The 16,982-nt window shown below is 58.0% G+C and carries 12 protein-coding genes and 1 pseudogene; 4 read left to right on the top strand and 9 right to left on the bottom strand.

What is annotated here, in order from left to right; all coding sequences use genetic code 11:
• Positions 1-50: 50 nt before the first annotated feature.
• From folE to dacB, 4 genes and pseudogenes are all read right to left on the bottom strand, one after another.
• On the bottom strand, positions 51-635 hold the full coding sequence (gene folE / locus HMPREF0045_RS07705; RefSeq protein WP_040316281.1) for a GTP cyclohydrolase I FolE: 585 nt from the start codon (positions 633-635) through the stop codon (positions 51-53).
• Between the two features lie 103 nt (positions 636-738).
• A pseudogene (gene ftsH / locus HMPREF0045_RS07700) lies at positions 739-2,971 on the bottom strand (ATP-dependent zinc metalloprotease FtsH).
• Between the two features lie 3 nt (positions 2,972-2,974).
• A complete protein-coding gene (hpt, locus tag HMPREF0045_RS07695; RefSeq protein ID WP_005987181.1) occupies positions 2,975-3,529 on the bottom strand; it encodes a hypoxanthine phosphoribosyltransferase in 555 nt (184 codons plus the stop codon).
• A 178-nt stretch (positions 3,530-3,707) separates the two neighbouring features.
• Positions 3,708-5,090, bottom strand: a complete 1,383-nt coding sequence (gene dacB / locus HMPREF0045_RS07690; RefSeq protein ID WP_005987179.1) for a D-alanyl-D-alanine carboxypeptidase/D-alanyl-D-alanine endopeptidase — start codon at positions 5,088-5,090, stop codon at positions 3,708-3,710.
• Positions 5,091-5,376: 286 nt separating this feature from the next.
• Here dacB and HMPREF0045_RS07685 point away from each other — a divergent pair, with 286 nt between their 5' ends.
• The 3 genes from HMPREF0045_RS07685 (at position 5,377) to HMPREF0045_RS07675 (ending at position 8,257) form a co-directional block, all read left to right on the top strand.
• Positions 5,377-6,924 (top strand): MFS transporter, encoded by a 1,548-nt coding sequence (locus tag HMPREF0045_RS07685; RefSeq protein WP_005987178.1) that lies wholly within the window; start codon positions 5,377-5,379, stop codon positions 6,922-6,924.
• Between the two features lie 91 nt (positions 6,925-7,015).
• Positions 7,016-7,594, top strand: coding sequence for a TetR/AcrR family transcriptional regulator (locus tag HMPREF0045_RS07680; RefSeq protein WP_005987176.1), 579 nt, complete (start codon positions 7,016-7,018; stop codon positions 7,592-7,594).
• A 171-nt stretch (positions 7,595-7,765) separates the two neighbouring features.
• Complete coding sequence (locus HMPREF0045_RS07675) at positions 7,766-8,257, top strand: inorganic diphosphatase (RefSeq protein ID WP_005987174.1); 492 nt, start codon at positions 7,766-7,768, stop codon at positions 8,255-8,257.
• Between the two features lie 99 nt (positions 8,258-8,356).
• Here the strand turns inward: HMPREF0045_RS07675 and HMPREF0045_RS07670 are convergent, their stop codons facing one another.
• The 4 genes from HMPREF0045_RS07670 to HMPREF0045_RS10780 all read right to left on the bottom strand — a co-directional run bounded on the left by HMPREF0045_RS07670 (position 8,357) and on the right by HMPREF0045_RS10780 (position 13,838).
• Positions 8,357-9,184 carry an IS3 family transposase gene (locus HMPREF0045_RS07670; RefSeq protein WP_231196718.1) on the bottom strand — a complete coding sequence of 276 codons (828 nt, stop codon included), beginning with the start codon at positions 9,182-9,184 and terminating at the stop codon, positions 8,357-8,359.
• Positions 9,185-9,216: 32 nt separating this feature from the next.
• Positions 9,217-9,732: a helix-turn-helix domain-containing protein gene (locus HMPREF0045_RS07665; RefSeq protein WP_005987171.1), complete on the bottom strand. Its 516-nt coding sequence runs from the start codon at positions 9,730-9,732 to the stop codon at positions 9,217-9,219.
• Between the two features lie 173 nt (positions 9,733-9,905).
• Complete coding sequence (locus HMPREF0045_RS07660) at positions 9,906-11,366, bottom strand: C40 family peptidase (RefSeq protein WP_005987169.1); 1,461 nt, start codon at positions 11,364-11,366, stop codon at positions 9,906-9,908.
• 255 nt (positions 11,367-11,621) lie between these two features.
• The gene (locus HMPREF0045_RS10780; RefSeq protein WP_005987167.1) at positions 11,622-13,838 is read right to left on the bottom strand and encodes a glycoside hydrolase family 3 protein; all 2,217 of its coding nucleotides are present in this window, start codon (positions 13,836-13,838) and stop codon (positions 11,622-11,624) included.
• A 262-nt stretch (positions 13,839-14,100) separates the two neighbouring features.
• On the opposite strand from HMPREF0045_RS10780, the gene HMPREF0045_RS07650 reads away from it, so the two are divergent.
• Positions 14,101-15,342 carry an alpha/beta hydrolase gene (locus tag HMPREF0045_RS07650; protein ID WP_050807479.1) on the top strand — a complete coding sequence of 414 codons (1,242 nt, stop codon included), beginning with the start codon at positions 14,101-14,103 and terminating at the stop codon, positions 15,340-15,342.
• A 31-nt stretch (positions 15,343-15,373) separates the two neighbouring features.
• Here the strand turns inward: HMPREF0045_RS07650 and HMPREF0045_RS09790 are convergent, their stop codons facing one another.
• Complete coding sequence (locus HMPREF0045_RS09790; RefSeq protein ID WP_005987163.1) at positions 15,374-16,846, bottom strand: restriction system modified-DNA reader domain-containing protein; 1,473 nt, start codon at positions 16,844-16,846, stop codon at positions 15,374-15,376.
• Between the last annotated feature and the right edge of the window lie 136 nt (positions 16,847-16,982).

Raw genomic sequence — 16,982 nt, 5'->3', positions numbered from 1 at the left:
ACTAGGCATCTAGGTAGTTCACGTAGCCGCATTTATAGCCCAACTAGTCCCTAGCCCCGGCGCCCTAAAATCAGGCTCATTGCCTCCGCGCGGGTAGCTGGATTGCGCATAATGCCGCGCACCGCTGAGGTAACCGTGTTAGAGCCGGGCTTACGCACCCCACGCATAGACATGCACAGGTGCTCAGCCTCGACTACCACCAGCACTCCCCTACAGTGCAGGCGCTCGACCATAGCGTCGGCCACCTGGGCGGTGAGGCGTTCTTGCACCTGGGGACGCCGGGCGTAGCCCTCCACCAGGCGCGCTAGCTTGCTTAGACCGGTTACGTGTCCGTCAGTGCCGGGAATGTAGCCCACATGTGCCACCCCGTGGAAGGGCAGCAGGTGGTGTTCGCACACCGAATACATAGGGATGTCACGCACCAGCACCATTTCGTCATGGCCCACGTCAAAGACTTTGTCCAGGTGGTGGGCAGGGTCTTCGCTTAAGCCCGCAAATAGCTCAGCGTAGGCGCGCGCCATACGCTGGGGAGTTTCGCGTAGTCCGTCACGTTCAGGGTCTTCCCCAATGGCTACCAGCAGGTCATATACGGCTTTACGCACGCCCTCAGCGTCATAAGGGCGCGTCTGGGCCAGTACCGACGGCGCCGCTTGGGTTTCCGGCTGGGCCAGTGCCGACGGCGCTGCTTGGGCTTCCGGCGCGGCTTGCGAGCGCCCAGTTTCAGCGTCGGTTGCCTCGCTAGTCACGGCTGGTCTCCTCAGTTTCAGCTGCCTTAGCCCCAAATGCTGGCTCAGTATTAATCTCAGCGGCGTTCTCTGTCCCAGTGCCGGACTCTAGCTCAGCACCACTTTCAATCTCAGCGCTGACTTCAGTCTGCTTTTCGGAGCGTTCAGCCTGCTCAGCTCTGGTCTTAGCTTCCAGCTGCTCCCAGTCAGGGTCAGCAATCGCGTCCACCTGGGCGTTTAGGGCCTCCAGCTCACCGCCATGCCAGCGCGGGCGCTTGGGCTGCTTTGCTACGGGAGCGAAGATCTGGGCTAGCTCGCCCTCAAGAATGGTTTCCTTCTCCAGCAGTTGTTGGGCTAGGCGGTCAAGCACCGGGCGGTTACGCACCAAAATCTGCAAGGCATCCTGGTAGGCACTCTCTACCAGGGCGCGCACCTGCTCATCAATTTGTGCAGAAACCGCCTCAGAGTAGCCCGGGCCGCCCAGGGAGGCCATAGCGTCGCCGTCGTCGTTCTTACCCAAACGCACGGTACCTAGCAGATCACTCATGCCGTACTCAGTGACCATGCGGCGGGCGATAGCGGTGGCCTTCTCAATGTCGTTAGAGGCACCCGAGGTGGGGTCATCAAAAATGATTTCCTCAGCGGCGCGCCCACCCATGGCGTAAACCAGCTGGTCTAGCAGCTCGTTGCGGGTCACCGAGTACTTGTCGTCAGAGGGCATCACCTGGGTGTAGCCCAGGGCGCGTCCACGCGGCAAAATCGTCACCTTGGTGACCGGGTCAGAGTAGGCCCCGGCCGCCGCACATAGGGCGTGACCAGCCTCGTGATATGCGGTTATAGACTTTTCGTGATCATTCATAACCCGAGTGCGCTTTTGCGGGCCGGCAATAACGCGGTCAATGGCCTCGTCTAGCGCACGGTTATCGATCATATGAGCGTTGGCACGTGCAGTTAGCAGCGCGGCTTCGTTAAGCACATTGGCTAGCTCAGCGCCGGTAAAGCCCGGGGTGCGCTTAGCTACCAGGGCCAGGTCGACGTCGTCGGTCATGGGCTTGCCTTTAGCGTGCACCTTCAAGATGGCTAGGCGCCCAGCCATGTCGGGAGCCTCCACGGCTACCTGCCGGTCAAAACGGCCCGGGCGCAGCAGGGCGGGGTCAAGCACGTCAGGGCGGTTGGTGGCGGCAATGACGATTACGTTAGAGCCGGTGCCAAAACCATCCATCTCCACCAGCATCTGGTTGAGGGTTTTGGCCGGCTTCGTCGTGACCACCGGTAGTGGCGCCAGAGGCACGCGAGCGCCCCACGGCGTCGATCTCATCAACGAAGATAATTGCCGGGGCAGCGGCCTTGGCCTGCTCAAACAGGTCACGCATACGCGAGGCACCCACACCCACAAACATCTCAATGAACTCTGAACCGCTCATGGAGAAGAAAGGCACCCCGGCCTCGCCGGCTACGGCCTTAGCCAGCAGGGTTTTACCGGTTCCAGGCGGGCCGTAAAGCAGCACGCCGCGCGGGATCTTTGCACCCACGGCCTTAAACTTTGCCGGCTCGGAGAGGAATTCACGGATTTCTTGTAGTTCTTCTACGGCCTCATCTACCCCGGCAACGTCGTCAAAGGTGACGTCAGGCATTTCTTTGGAGCCAATTTGGGATTTAGAGCGGCCAATGGAGAACAGGCCGCCCCGGGAGCCGCCTTGCATTCGTCCCATCACAAACCACATTGCCCCCAGGAACACTGCCGAGAGCAGCAGGATTTGCAGGAATGAGGACCACCAGGAGGTGGTGGGCACAACCGAGTCGTAGCCGCCCTTGGGGTTGGCCTTTTGAACTAGCTCGTTAACTTCCTTGGCCTGGGCGGTGACGTAGGTGAACTGTACTCGTTTACCCGCGTTGTATTCACTTTCCCCAGCGATACGCGGGGCTTGCACATAGTCGCGGTTTAGCCGCACCTGCACTACCTGGTTGCCGTCAATAATGGTGACGCGCTCAACTCCCTTGCCGCTCTTGAGCAGGGCCAGGCCAGAGGAAGTGTCAATATTGGAGTAGCCGAGCAGCGAGTTAACCACCCAATAGCCGGGCACCGCCAAGATCAAGAACAGCAAGAACAGGTGCATAGGCCGCAGTTTGCGGCGGCCTTCATCTTTTTTCTCACCGTCACGCTTGTCGCGCTTATCTGCTGCTTTTAAGTCCTTGCTGGGCTTAGAGCTGCGCTTGTAGGGGTCTTTCTCGCTTTGGCTCGGCATTAATCAGCCTCCGTAGACGTGTTCGGCCAAGGTGGCCACGAAAGGTAGGTTGCGGTAGCGCTCGGCGTAGTCCAGGCCGTAGCCAACCACGAATTCATTGGGGATATCGAAGCCGATGTAGCGGGGGTTAATTTCCACCTTGGCGGCTTCGGGTTTACGTAGCAGGGTGGCAATCTCAACGGACTTGGCGCCACGGTTAGTTAGGTTGCTGACCAGCCAGGATAGGGTTAGGCCGGAGTCAATGATGTCTTCGACAATGAGGATGTCGCGTCCGGTCACGTCGCAGTCTAGGTCTTTGAGGATACGTACGACGCCGGAGGACTTGGTGCCTGAACCGTAAGAGGACACAGCCATCCACTCCATCTGGGCAGAGAAGTTCAGGCGGCGTGAAAGGTCACTGACTACGTACACGGCCCCCTTGAGAACGCCCAGCAGCAGCGGGTTGCGTCCGGCATAGTCGACGTTGATTTCGGCAGCAATCTGGTCTAGGCGCTCGTTTAGCTGGTCCTCAGTGATTAGCACGCGGTCCAGGTCGGTGCCCATGTCAGAAACGTTCATATTTATCCGTTCAAGGAGAAGACGTTGCCATTGCGCGCCTGGCGCGTGCGGCAGTTAGGGTTCCACCGCGATATGGCACTGAAATACTAGATTGCCACTTTCGCCACTAATTGTGCCACTGCAACAGCCGTCACTTTTATCTCTTTATCAACTGGCGAACTGTAAAAGTTCAGCTGGCTTAGAGGTTACGCAGCGGGGTGATTAGGGCGTCGTCGACGGCGGCCAGGGCAGTTGCTTCTTGACCATCTGGAATGTTGTTAAGCACCACTGAGAAGCTAAGCTCGCGTCCCGAGGCAGTGACGATAGTGCCGGTCAGGGAGCGCACGCCTGACAGCGAGCCGGTCTTGGCACGCACCCAACCAGCAGCGGAAGTGTTGTTAAAGCGGTTCTTCAAAGTGCCGCTATAGGCCGAAACCGGCAGGTCACTGAGCAGTGTGCGGCCGTTACCCACCCCGTCTTTACCAGCGGCGCGGGTCATGATGGTGGCCAGTAGATTGGGGCTGACCTGGTTTTTGACGCTTAGGCCTGAGCAGTCATCCATGGTTACCCCCGAGACGTCGTAGCCATCCTTTTTCAGCTGGGCCAGCACTGCCTTGGTGGCGCCGCTAAAGTCATGGGACTGGCCCCCCGCCACGGCCACGAGCCGGCCTTCCACTTCAGTCATGGTGTTGTCTGAGAGGGTTAGTGACACACCCAAGATTTCTGCCAGGGTGGCGCTGTCTACTGAGGACACTTTGGCGGAGTTGGCGCCGCGCTGGGCCCGAGTGGGTTGGCCTTGCACGCTAATGCCGGCGTTTTTGAGGTGGGTGATGAACACGGTGGTGGCTTCCATGGCCGGGTCTGCCGGGTAGGGGCCGCCGTAGTGGCTGGTTACGTCAATCATTAGCGGCTGCACCTGGGTGGCCCAGGAGCTGTATTCGCTGTCCCAGCTGGGGTGCCAGGTGGCGCCAGTAAATAGGGTGTCATCTAGGGCCACATTAACGTTGGTTACGCCTTTGGCTTTGAGGGCAGCTGCGGTTGAGCGGGCCAGGTCACCTAGTCCGGCATGTCCGACGACGGCGCCGGCGTCTCCTTTATCTGCAGCTAGGAGCACGTCTCCCCCACCTACCAGGGTGAGGGTGGTGCCCTCTAGGTAGGTGCTGGTTTGTACGCGGTGATTGGCTCCCAGAGCGCTAAGCGCAGCGGTGGCGGTCAAAACTTTGTGACTAGAGGCCGGCACCATGGCGGAGTTGGCGTTGGTGGAAGCAATGTCTTTGCCAGTTAGGGAGTCTTTAACCACTACTCCAACAGTGCCTCCCGCTAGGGCAGGGTTGGAGGTTAGGGAGGTAATCAGCGACTGCACCTGCGAGCTTTCAGGAACGGGCGCATTAGCGTTTAGCGCCGTGACACTAGAGGCAGCGGGAGTAATGCCAGACGCCGTCGGGAAAGGATGCGGAGAAAGATCCACGCTAGCGGCAGTGACAAACCCAGGTACCACGTCCAGAGCGTCAAGCAGCGTGTAGTACCCGCCGGCCACCAGTAAGGTAGCCACGCTGAGCGAGGCAGCAACCAATTTACGCATGCTGTTATTTCCATTCTTGCAGGCAGACCGAAACAAGTTTGTGGACGCCGTGGGGGATTTGGCGACTACTGGGTTTAAGAGCGATTACGTCAGATCAAGGCTAACCTCAACCCCAGCGACGAGCGCTCTCAAGGTAAGGATATCGCCTTCACCCTATATACGTGCCGACGCGCCGCATAAAACTGTCGCCTTACACACTTATTTGCCCAACCAGGTACCACCCCAGACAAAGAGGAGTATTGTTTCACCTAAAGATAACGTTGTTTCACATTAGAGGAACATCAATATGCAATCTATGCAGTCACTGCCAGCTAGCTCCAGCACGCAGAGCAGACCGCAGCGCGCAAATAAATGGATAGCGCTCACTGCGCTATGCCTGGTGGTGTTGCTAGTTGTAATGGACAACACCATCGTCAATGTGGCGATCCCTACGCTAAGTGAGGCCCTAAACGCCTCGTCCACAGATTTGCAATGGGTGGTAGACGCCTACACCTTGTCGTTTGCTGCTCTGCTACTGCCGGCCGGAAAACTCAGTGACCGCTGGGGGCGCAGGCGGATGCTACTGATCGGCTTGGTGGGGTTCACCCTATTCTCCGCCGGCGCCGCCTTTTCCTGGGCTTTATGGCAGTTGGTAGCACTGCGCGTGGCGCTAGGAGTCAGCGCCGCCATGATCTATCCGGCAACCTTGTCGCTGATCATCGTTATCTTTGACAATTCCAAATACCGCAGCTTAGCTGTTGGCCTATGGGCGGCCACATCCGGTGTAGGTATCGCTTTAGGGCCTATCATCGGCGGTATTTTGCTCGAACACTACGCCTGGAATTCCATTTTCTGGGTGTGTGCAGTTATTGGCTTGGTGGCTTTGGTTTGTATTGCGGTGGCAGTGCCCGAGTCGCGTACATTCCACAGTGAAAAATTCGATTTCCCTGGCACAGTGCTGTCAGTTACCGGCGTGGGGCTGCTGGTGTGGGCAATTATTGAGCGCCCAACTTATGGCTGGCTGTCTTGGCAGGTTATTGGCGGCATTTGCGTGTCCCTGCTCGTATTGGCAGCATTTGCAGCAGTTGAGTGGCGCACGCCAGCTCCCCTCATTGACGTTTCACTCTTCCGCCGCGCCATATTCACCAGCAGTACCTGCGCAATTTGCATTGCTTTCTTCTGCCTATTTGGGTTCATCTTTATCACCACCCAATGGTTCCAGGCTCTGCGCGGCTACAGCGCACTAAAAACCGCCTTGTCAACCTTGCCTTTCGCAGTAGTTATGGCTGCTGTGGCCCCGCTTGCTACACAGCTAGCTAAACGTTTTGGACACCGCGTGGTGGTAACAGCAGGACTAGTTTTCCTCTCAGCAAGCATGTTTGTGGTTACGCAAGTTGGCGCCCACTGCAACTATTGGTTGGCGGTTGTGCCAACTATGGCGCTTATGGCGGCCGGCATCGCCCTGGTTCAAGGGCCCGCAACGGATGCTTTAATGAGCACGGTTCCAGAAAGCTCAACCGGCGCGGCTTCAGCAGTAAATGACACAATCCGCGAGATTGGCGGCACTTTGGGCGTGGCCGTTATGGGGTCTGCGATTGTCTCGGTCTATCCCGACAAGCTCGCAGGTGCCTTGTCTAGCCTGCATATCCCAGCCGCTGTAACAAAAGCTGCTCAAGATTCTGTGATGGCAGCGCATTCAATACTGCCGCATTTACCAGTAGCCATCCGCCACAGCGCACAGCAAGCTATCGAAACCAGTTTCATGAGCGCCACGCACGCTGCCTGCTGGATTGCTTCTGGCCTGTCTCTAGCATTTGCCCTACTGTGCTGGCTCACTTTGCCCAAACACAGCTAAGACATTCTTCCACAGTAGAAAGAAATATCTATCATGAGTACCGATATGACAAATCGCTGCTAGCTGGCACAGCGCCCCGGAGAAGCAACTAATGGATAACCAGAAAAAGAACCAGCGCACCCCCACCGCTGAAATCAGGGGGCTCATACTTGATGCTTCAAAACGGATCATCGAAGAAGATGGCTATGAGGCTTTCACTATCCGGCTGCTATCAGAAAAAGCCGGGGTATCCCCCGCTAGCATCTACCGTCATATCGGCGACAAGCAAGCTGTCATTAACACTCTCATAGATGAGAGCTTCCTTCAGCTGCGCGAAAAGCTTTTACGCGTCACCACCACAGATCCCCTGCAACGCCTATATGACGCGGGAGTAGTCTACCGTCAGCATGCTAAAGCATCGCCTGGAATCTATGCCCTGCTGTGGCGTTGGCATGCCGGCGCTAGCGCCCAGGCCTGTCTGGACTCTATGACAGAGCTAGTACGCTACGGCCAGGTGGCTGGGAAGATCCGTAAAGATGAACCTGGATTAATCGCTTGGTCTATCTGGTCTGCTGTGCACGGCTTCGTCCAGTTTGAGACTCGCCCGGAGCATGACGTCCCTGTCGACGACGACGACGCAGCTTATTCCTTCTTGCTTCAGCTACTTATTCGCGGCCTTAGCCTCACTTGAGCCTAAGAGAATCGCAAAGATTTGCCCAAACCCTGCGCCAATGAGTCAAACTAGTGCTATACACAGTTCTAGGACCAAACGGCCCTACCATCGGCAGGCTGGCTTGAGTAAACGCACCCGTTGCAAGCCCAAAACATGTCCTGGCTTTGCGGGGCGAGGAAGGAGCTCAAAATGGAATTCGATGTAACCATTGAGATCCCCAAGGGTAACCGTAACAAATACGAGATTGACCATGAGACCGGCCGTATTCGCCTGGACCGCATGTTGTTCACGTCCACCCGTTACCCGGACGACTACGGCTTTATTGACGACACTCTAGGTGAGGACGGCGACCCGCTAGACGCCCTAGTGCTACTAGAAGAGCCAACTTTCCCGGGCTGCGTGATTCGTTGCCGTGCGCTAGGCATGTTCCGTATGCGTGACGAAAAGGGTGGTGACGACAAGGTCCTGTGCGTGCCCGCAGCTGACCAGCGTGCTTCTTGGCGTACCGATATTGAGGACGTCAGCGAGTTCCACCGCCTGGAAATCCAGCACTTCTTTGAGGTCTACAAGGACCTAGAGCCGGGCAAGAGCGTAGAAGGCGCCCACTGGGTAGGCCGTGAAGAGGCCGAGGCTGAAATTCGCCGCTCCTTCGCTCGCCTGCGTGAGCACGAAGGCCACTAACCCCATCCCAATCCCATTGTCCTTGAGCTTGTAAATAAAACTGTCCCCCTGGCCGTAGTGAACTGCGCCCCGAAACTTGGACGCTTTAAATGGTAGCCGTTATGCGGCTTCCTGTAGGGCCTGATCCCGGTATTCTGCCGGGGTCAGGCCCTTGAGCTTTACTTGGCGTCTTGTTGTGTTCCAGTGCGTGATGTAGGCATCGAGGTCGGCTTTGAAGCTCTCGAAGGTTTGCCAGTCTTGGCCGCGGAAGAATTCGTCCTTGAGGTGCCCGAAGACCTGTTCGGTGGCACCGTTGTCGATGCAGTTGCCTTTGCGTGACATGCTCTGGATGAAACCGTTATCGGCGAGCGTTCTGATATAGGTCTCGTGTTGGTACTGCCAACCCATGTCCGAGTGCAAGATCGGCTCGGCCCCTGCGGGTTTAGAGTCCATGAGTATCTGGAGCATCTCTTGTTGTTGGGCGAGGTTGGGGCGCATGGAGATGGAGTGGGCAACGATCTCTTTGCTGGCAAAATCGTAGACCGGAGCGAGGTAGGCCTTACCGAAGGAGAGCTTGAACTCGGTGACATCGGTACCCATTTTCTGCCAGGGGCCGGTCGCCTTGAAGTCGCGGCCGATGATGTTGTCGAAGCTTTGCCCCACGGATCCCTTGTAGGAGTTGTACCTGTGGTAGGCCCTCTCGCGGCATATGCCGCAGCGCAACCCCATCTCGCGCATCATCTTCAAGACCGTCTTGTCAGCAATGCGTTCCCCTTCCTCAGCGCGCAGGCACATGGCTACCTGCCTGTGACCGCACCCGTTGGGGGTACGCGAAAAGATCTGGGCGACCTTGGGACGTAGCTGCGCTCTAGTTGGCTGCTGAGGGTGAGCCAGCGCGTAGTAGTAGCTCGACCTGGCAAGGCCGGCCGCCTCGAGGAGATCACGCACCCTGTGTCCATGCCCTGAAAGCTCGGCGACCACTAGGGCTTTGTCCCGGTTTGGGAGCGCCTCTGCGCCTTCAGGGCAATCGATTTTTTTAGGTACGCCACCTGCGCCTCAAGCTTGCGCACGCGCTCGGCGAGTTCCTCCTCACGCGTTGGTGGCACCGCCCCCATACCTGATCCCTTTGGCCTGCCCTTGGGCTTGGGCTTAAGCGCCTGCGCGCCGCCCTCACGGTACAGCCTGCACCACTGCTTCAACGATGTCGCACTCGCAATACCGAAACGCGTCATCGCCTCAGGCTTACTCATCCCACCATCAACCACGGCCCTCGCTGCGGCGACCTTGGTCTCATAGTCGTATCTGGCGTGCTTAACTCCCATGGCAAGAAGCCCGTCCTTCCCAATTACGCGGTACGTCTTCTGCCACCCTCTCACAGTCTCGGCAGACACACCCAGTCTCCTGGCGGTCAAACGATAGCTAAAGCCCCTTTCAAACATCTCCACCGCCTGCTCCCGAAGCAAACGATCATGCCTCAACCTCAGATGCACAGACATGAAAAGCCTCCCATTCCCTGGACTTCAATTTCGATGTCCAAGAAACGGGAGGCAGTTCATAGCCAGGGGGACAGTGCTTTTACTTTGTAGACGCGCGTTTAAGGTTGCAGGTCTCAGGCGCCGCCTACAGGTCTAGTTATAGGCGTGTGGCGCGGTCAGCGCCAGCCATAGGATCACAGGCGCACGGCGTAAGGCATGATGCCCGAGTAGCGCACGCCGGTTACGCGCACCGGCACACCAAAGGTGGGTGCCTCAATCATCTGGTCATTACCCAGGTAGATGGCCACGTGATAGATAGACCCAGCAGAGCCGTCAGAAGACCAGAAGATCAGGTCACCAGGCTGGACGGAGTCCAGTGAGACGTGGGTGCCTTCCCAGTACTGGGCGCGTGAGGAGTGGGTCAGGCTCACCCCGGCCGCCGCCCAGGAGAGCATGGCCAGACCAGAGCAGTCCACACCAGAGTAGGACTCGCCGCCCCACACATAGTCCACACCGATGAAGGTGTAGGCCTTGGCGATTGCCACATCCGCACCACCGGAAGGGGCGGGAGTCGGGTCGGGCTCAGGTTCCGGTTCCGGCTCGGGAGTGGGCGCGGGGGCCGGTTCAGGCTCAGGGGCCGGGGCAGGTGCCGGCTGGCTGGTTTCGCTGGGGCTGGGAGCCGGCTCAGGCGTAGTGGTTTGGCTTGGCTGCGGATCAGGCGCAGCACTCTGGCTAGGTTGCGGGTTAGGCGCAGTAGTTTGGCTGGGCTGAGGGTCAGGCTGGCTGGGGGTAGGCGAAGCGGTTTCCTTGGCCTTAGCCTCGTTCTGCTTTTCCTGCTCTTCCTTAGCCTTGGCCTGGGCAGCAGCCTGCTGAGCCTGCTTGCGAGCTTCCTCGTTCTTACGGTTTTGTTCAGCCTGTTCAAGCTGTTCTTGACGCTGGGTTTCCAGGGCCACAGTGGTGTTGCGCTGAGCTGCCAGCTGGCTGATCAGGTTGGCGCGTTGCGTGGTGGCCTGGCTTTGGGCAGCCTGGGCGGCGTTAGCGGCAGCCTGAGCAGCATTCTTGGTTGCTTCAGTTTTTTGCGTGGCGGCGCGCTGAGCTGATTCTTTCTGCGCGGCAATGCCTTCCATAGTGGTGGCTACCGATTGCAGCGCCTGCACTTTTTGCAGTTTTGCGTCAGTGTTTTCGCCCGCACGGTCCAGCGCGGCCTTCTGGCTGGCAATGTCTCCCAGCGAGCGCCCGGTCAGGTAGGGGGAGACTATGTCGAAGGGGTTGCCGCCGTCCTGGTAAGTCTGTACGACGACGTCGGAGAGGGTTTTGCGGGCCTGGTGCGTCTGCTTGGTGGCGGCCGTGGCCTTAGCTCGCGCAGCAGCGGTGGCTGCCTTGGCTTTGTTTAGTGCATCAAGGGATTGCAGATAGTCCTCAGTGGCGATCTGGGCCTTCATGGTGGCGTTTTCAGTGTTGGCCTTAAGGGTGGCCAAACGCGCCTCCAGGGAAGCGATAGAAGCAGAAGTGCTAGCTTCCTTCTGCTTTGACTTGTTGATGTCGTCTTGGCTGGGGCCATCTGCGAAGGCCACGGGGTTTGCGGACAACACCATCGACGCCAGTACCACAGCAACTGTGTTGCGGAAGGCGCATGATCGTTTGTTCTGACTCACGAGGACTCCAATGACTAGGGATATTGACTGATGGCTGCGGGGTACAGCCCCTGCTTATTTAGCCCTAGATTAATGCCCTGGAGCCCCAAAGGAAACAGTTTCATCACAATTCACATAATCACCATTGTTATCAGTTTTAACATTCCTTCAAGATTCAATTATTATTTAGTGGCCTTGCACACAAATTGAGGGGCAACCCAAAAACGGGCTACCCCTCAAAATTTTTCTATTCACAACCAAAAATGGCTGCTAGCACTACCTAGTGCGGCTACGCAGCGCCAAACCGCCACCTAGCAGCGCCAGCGCAAAGACTCCGAACAGCCCAGTTTCCACCCCGCTATGAGCTAAGCCACGTTTGGGACTTTTGGTGGGGCTGGGCGCTGCTGCGAGGCTAGCGCTGGGTTTAGTAGTGGACTTCGCGGCGCCAGCTTCGCAAGTGGAAGGTGTAAGCGCCGCCGCTGGGGCCGTGGCGGCCGCAGCTGTCGCTGTGGTAGCCGCAGTTGGGGCAGCCGTCAATGGGGCCATAGTCGCGGGCGCCGTCGCCGTAGCAGAACCAGCCCCTAGACCAAACCCACGTGCATAGGCCACCCCGCTACCCCCGGGCACGCTAACTGGCAACTTACCAAGCGCGCTAGCCTGGCCGCTAAGCACATCCACCGCAGCGGCTAGGGCCACCGAGTTATTGGCGTAAATTTCCGCCACCACCTGCGGCGCTGACGCCCCACTACGGTAGCGAGCCAGCGGGTAGGGCAAACTGGTGTTAATGACGATCACCTGCTTGCCGGTGGCCACCAGCGCGTCAATGGCTTTGAACTGCTGGGCGCCAGGAGCGTAGCTAGCAAAAATCACCGTATCCACATTGGCCGCTTGGTGCACCCAGGCGGAAATCTCACTATCGGAAGGATCCTCTTTAGCATCGGGATCCTGGGTGAAAACCACACTGAAACCAGCGGCTTTAAGGGGCTCAGGCAATAGCTCCGGGTTAGCCCAGGAACTGCCGGCCACCAGCACGCGCGTCCCCTTGGCTGCGTCCAGCGGCGCCTTACCCTTAGAGTCATTGCGCAGCAAGGTAACTGAGCTACGGGCAATCTGCCTGGCCACATCCTTACTAGCGGGCGTGCCCAGCTTGGCTTTTACGCTGGCGGTATCAATCGGCTCAGTTTTGAGCACTCCGCGCTTTTGCTTCCACTTCAAAATGCGCAAAACTGATTGGTCAATTTGCGCACTAGTGAGTGATCCGTCTTTAACTGCAGCTTTGACCCCGTCAACTACTGCAGCGGCGTCCTTGGTATTTAGCAAAATGTCACTGCCAGCTTGCAGCGCTTTGACCGCTACCCTGGCGCGAATAGGGGCCAAGAATTTTTTAAACTCTGTGGAGGCCTCACGGGCCGAGTCCGCCTGAGTTGGGTCTTTATCAGCTTTTTGTTTGGCGCTGTCTTCCTTGTTCTTAAGCTCCTTGTATTTAGCCTGCTCAGCGGGGGTCATTACGGCCAACTGGGCCCCTTCCATGTCTAGGGCGTCAGTGGTGATCACCCCGGTAAAGCCCAGCTCTTGGCGCAGCAGCCCGGTAAGTACCGGCTTAGATAAGGTAGCCGGCAGCTTTGGGTCAATAGCGTCGACGACGATGTGGGCGGTCATGATCATGTCGACGCCGCCGCTAATGGCTGTTTTGAAGGGCACTAAATGCTGATTTAGCACCTGACGCGAGTAGGTTACGCGCGGCAGGCCCAGGTGGGAGTCGGTGTCGGCGTCGCCGTGACCGGGGAAATGTTTAGCGGTAGCCGAGACACCCTGGCTTTGGATGCCTTGGATTTGGGCTCCGCCTAGCTGGGCCACCAGGTTGGGGTCATCGCTGATAGCACGCAAACCAATAACCGGGTTGTTGGGATTGGTGTTAACGTCCAAAACCGGGGCAAAATCAGCGTTAATCCCCAGCGAGCGCATTTCGCAGCCCAGCACCTGGCCCTGACTGTAGGCCAGGGACTGGTTGGCGGTGGCACCTAGCGCCATATTGCCGGGGAAGATTGTGGCCGGGGCGCCTACGCGCGAAACCATGCCACCTTCTTGATCGATAGTGATGCCTAGCGGCACGTTACCGTCAGCTTTAGCGGCAGCCTGCAAACCGTTTGATAGGGCTGCCACCTTGGTTACGTCAGTGTTTTCAGAGCTGAAGTTGTGGGCCCAGTTGAAGTAGAGCACGCCGCCTAAGTGGTATTTCTTAACCGCTTGGGCTGGGGTGGATATGCCAGTGCCAAAAATGGCCTGGTTGTCACTGCCGTAGGTGGCGTCATCTGCACTGTCACCGTAAACGTGGGTCCACAGCAGCTGCCCCACTTTTTGGTCCAGATTCATTTTGGCCAGGATCTGCTCAGGGGTTTGCTCCGCCGCCTGCACCTGGGGGGTTAAAGCGGTCGGAACTAAAGCGCTTAAGGCGAGGGCCCCTGCTAGCGCTAGGGAAACCAGCGATCGCATGAAGCCTCCTTTAATCTTTTAGAAGCAATAATTGTCGTCACTATTATCCATCCCTAGCCCGTTTACCGCCTGTTACCAGCACTTTTAGGTTAAGAGCTTTACCAGTGTGCGAGCGGGCGCGGCGCCAGAAGCGATCAGGGCACATATCCCTGTGTAGACAAACGATTTACCGCCGCGCAGGACCAGAGGCGATAGGGCAAGTGCTGGCCAGCCGGTTTCACAAGCTGACCAGGCCCAGGAGCAGATATTGCAAAATAGTGCCGTGGAAAATCGTGCTGTGGAAACCTTCGACTCCCCCGCTGCTATTGACTGGCAGCTACAGGTAACCCCTTACACTCCCCCGGCTGCCAACCAGTGGGGGCCGGATATGTTTGGCCCCGGCTTTAGCGCTTACACTCTGCCTTTAGCTGACGACGGCGAAGGTGACAGCCCCGTAGCCACCCTGGTGCGTCATGAGCCGGCTGCTGATCCACATATGCATCAGCAACCAGATAAAACCCGCTTTGTGGTGCTTAGCTTGCATGGCTGGAATGACTATTTTTTAAACCCCGGCATGGCTCGCTCATATGCGCGCCTGGGTGGTGCTTTCTATGCGCTTGATCTGCGCCGTTACGGACGTTCACTACGACCAAACCAGATTCCATTTTGGTGTACCAGGCTAGAAACTTATGACGAAGAAATAGACGCTAGCCTAGAGATTATTAGGCGAGCTTATCCCCAGCTGCCAGTACTAATGCTGGGCCACTCAACCGGCGGCCTGATTGCCTGTCTATGGGCGCATCATCACCCGGGGCAGTTAGCTGGCCTGATTTTGAACTCTCCCTGGTTGGAACTGCAAACCACACCCCAGTTCCGCTCAATTTCTGCACCGGTTATTCACCGCCTAGCCCAGGCCACACCGCACGCTGTAATCATTCCTACCCAGGTAGCTAACGATTTGGGCCCGGTTGAAGGTGACTCATTTTTCAAACTTTATGACGGCTGGGATCAATCTAAAGAAGGCCCACTGCCTGAAGGGGCTGACCCGACTGATCCCTACTACAGCGGCTGGCAAACTAACTGGGATTGGAAATGGCGCAAACTACCCAATATTCAAGCCGGTTGGGCTAGCGCCATCATGACTGGTCACCAGCATGTGCGTCGCGGCTTAAACATTGACTGCCCGCTGCTAGTACTCACTTCTAAGCACTCGCACCTTACGCTTACCTATGGGGACCTGCCCGAACGCGATAAAGACACGGTTATTGATGCGCGTCGCACTCGCGCGCGCGCCAATGAGCTGGGCCAATGCATCACACAACTACGTATTGCTGACGCGGTTCACGACATTTATATCTCCCGCCCCAGCGTGCGTAACCAGGTAGTGGCCCAAGTTGATCACTGGCTAGCCAGTTACACGGCTATAGATTTCACCCCGGCTAACGAGCCAGAGGCCAGCCATCCGGCGAACTTTACGGAGCGGCTAATAGCTAACTGGCAGGCCCTAATCAATCCAGCCAGCTAGAACCGGGCCAGTTCGAATCCGGCCAGCTAGCTTAGCGCCCCTGACGGCGTGAACGCACGGGGCGTCCCGGCCGGCGCGGACTGCGCTCAGCAGCAGCGATCAGCTCTTCTAGAGACTCATACAGGCTGGGGCCATCGGCGCCAAAACGCCACACATCCCAGCCATCAACCGACTTTGCCGGTTCGCAGTGGTGGGCTGCCTGGCCGGGTTCATCAAAGCTGGTTCCATCAGAAACCCTAATCATGCCGTCCGGGCGCAGCTGGGCGGTGTGGAAAATTCCTTCGGTTACTGACTGCCAGGTGATCTGCACCGGCTCGCTCAAAATAGAGGCCAATGCGTTCAAAGCTAGACGCGAGTCCTCACCGCTGGGGTGTGAACGTGAAACCGTAGACTGCCCCGAGTCGCGGCGCGAGAGGCGTCCCTGGCCAGTTACCCGAGCCCGCACACGGGTAGCACGTACCGGCTGCCCATTACGTGAAGGAGCAGACTGGCGATAACCAGGAGTTACAGCCGGGCTAGGGGCCGGGGTGGGGGCGGAAACAACAGTCGGAGACACAGCGGCTGGGGAGACTGCCGTAGGAGCGTGGGGGCTGTACTGGTTAGCTGCCCGCTGAGCGCGGCGGCTACGTCGAGAAACCGGCGACGGCGACGTCGTCGAGCCCGCAGCAGAGCCAGCCCCCTGGGAAGCAGCACTGCCCTGAGAAGTAGCACCCCGGGAAGCAGCGGCACCCGGGGAGGCAGGCGCAGCCGAGGGCTGAGAATGAGAAGCAACGGGAGTAGGAGCTGAGGGGGCAGCGGGAGGTACAGGAGCCGCCGGGGTGGCCACCGAGGGGGCCGAAGCAGCGGCAGATGTGGAGGTAGCAGCAGAAGGTGCAGAGGCAGCAGCAGTGGCCTCAGACTTACCCACCTCAATACCCTCATCCATGGGGTCACCAGCCGGCAAAAGCTTAGCGCTCACCGGCAGGTGGTGGGAGTCGATACGGTCAATTTCCACGAAATTGCGGCCGCTGGAAAGCGAACGCACTGAAAGCGAGAATACTTCCAGGCCAGAGTCGCTCAGCACCGACAGGGAAGAAAGTACGTCAGGAGAAACAGAGGGAGACACAATGCTCAAACGCGGGCCAGGATTAATACGGGCCGGCATGGTCTCGCGGAACGCCGTCCAATCCTTCTGAAAAGCGGTGGGGCCCGCCGGATATAGGCTAGCGATCTCCGCCCAGCCTAGGTGAGAAGTGGCGTTTAGGCGGCCCATCGCAGCCACAACCGTGGTTGAATCCAACTTAGGTAGTAGCTCCACCGCCACCACCTGGCCAGAGCCGTCAATAGCCACTAGCGAGTGGCCAGCGTCTAACTGTTTCCAAGCAACCGGAAACAGCGGCCTACGCAGCACCTGCGCCACCTGTTCACGCACCAAATCAAGGGCCTGACGGTGTGCGGACTCATCGGCAACCCCACCCAGCTGAGCCGGGACTAGCGCTCCCTGTCGGATTTCAAAAATCGCCACGTTTGCCTCATCTGTAGATTCCTGACCGCCCTTATCATCTCACACTCCTAAACACTGGGGCAGCCTGTGTTCAGCCAGCGCTAAAGCGGAGTGTGTGGCATTAGCGCCAAAAGATAGGTGACCGCCGCCCATAGGA

This window comes from Actinomyces graevenitzii C83 (assembly GCF_000239695.1).
GTDB classification, from domain to species: Bacteria; Actinomycetota; Actinomycetes; order Actinomycetales; family Actinomycetaceae; genus Actinomyces; species Actinomyces graevenitzii.
Note: the sequence above shows the minus strand (reverse complement) of the source record. Positions and strands in the feature narration are given on the sequence as shown.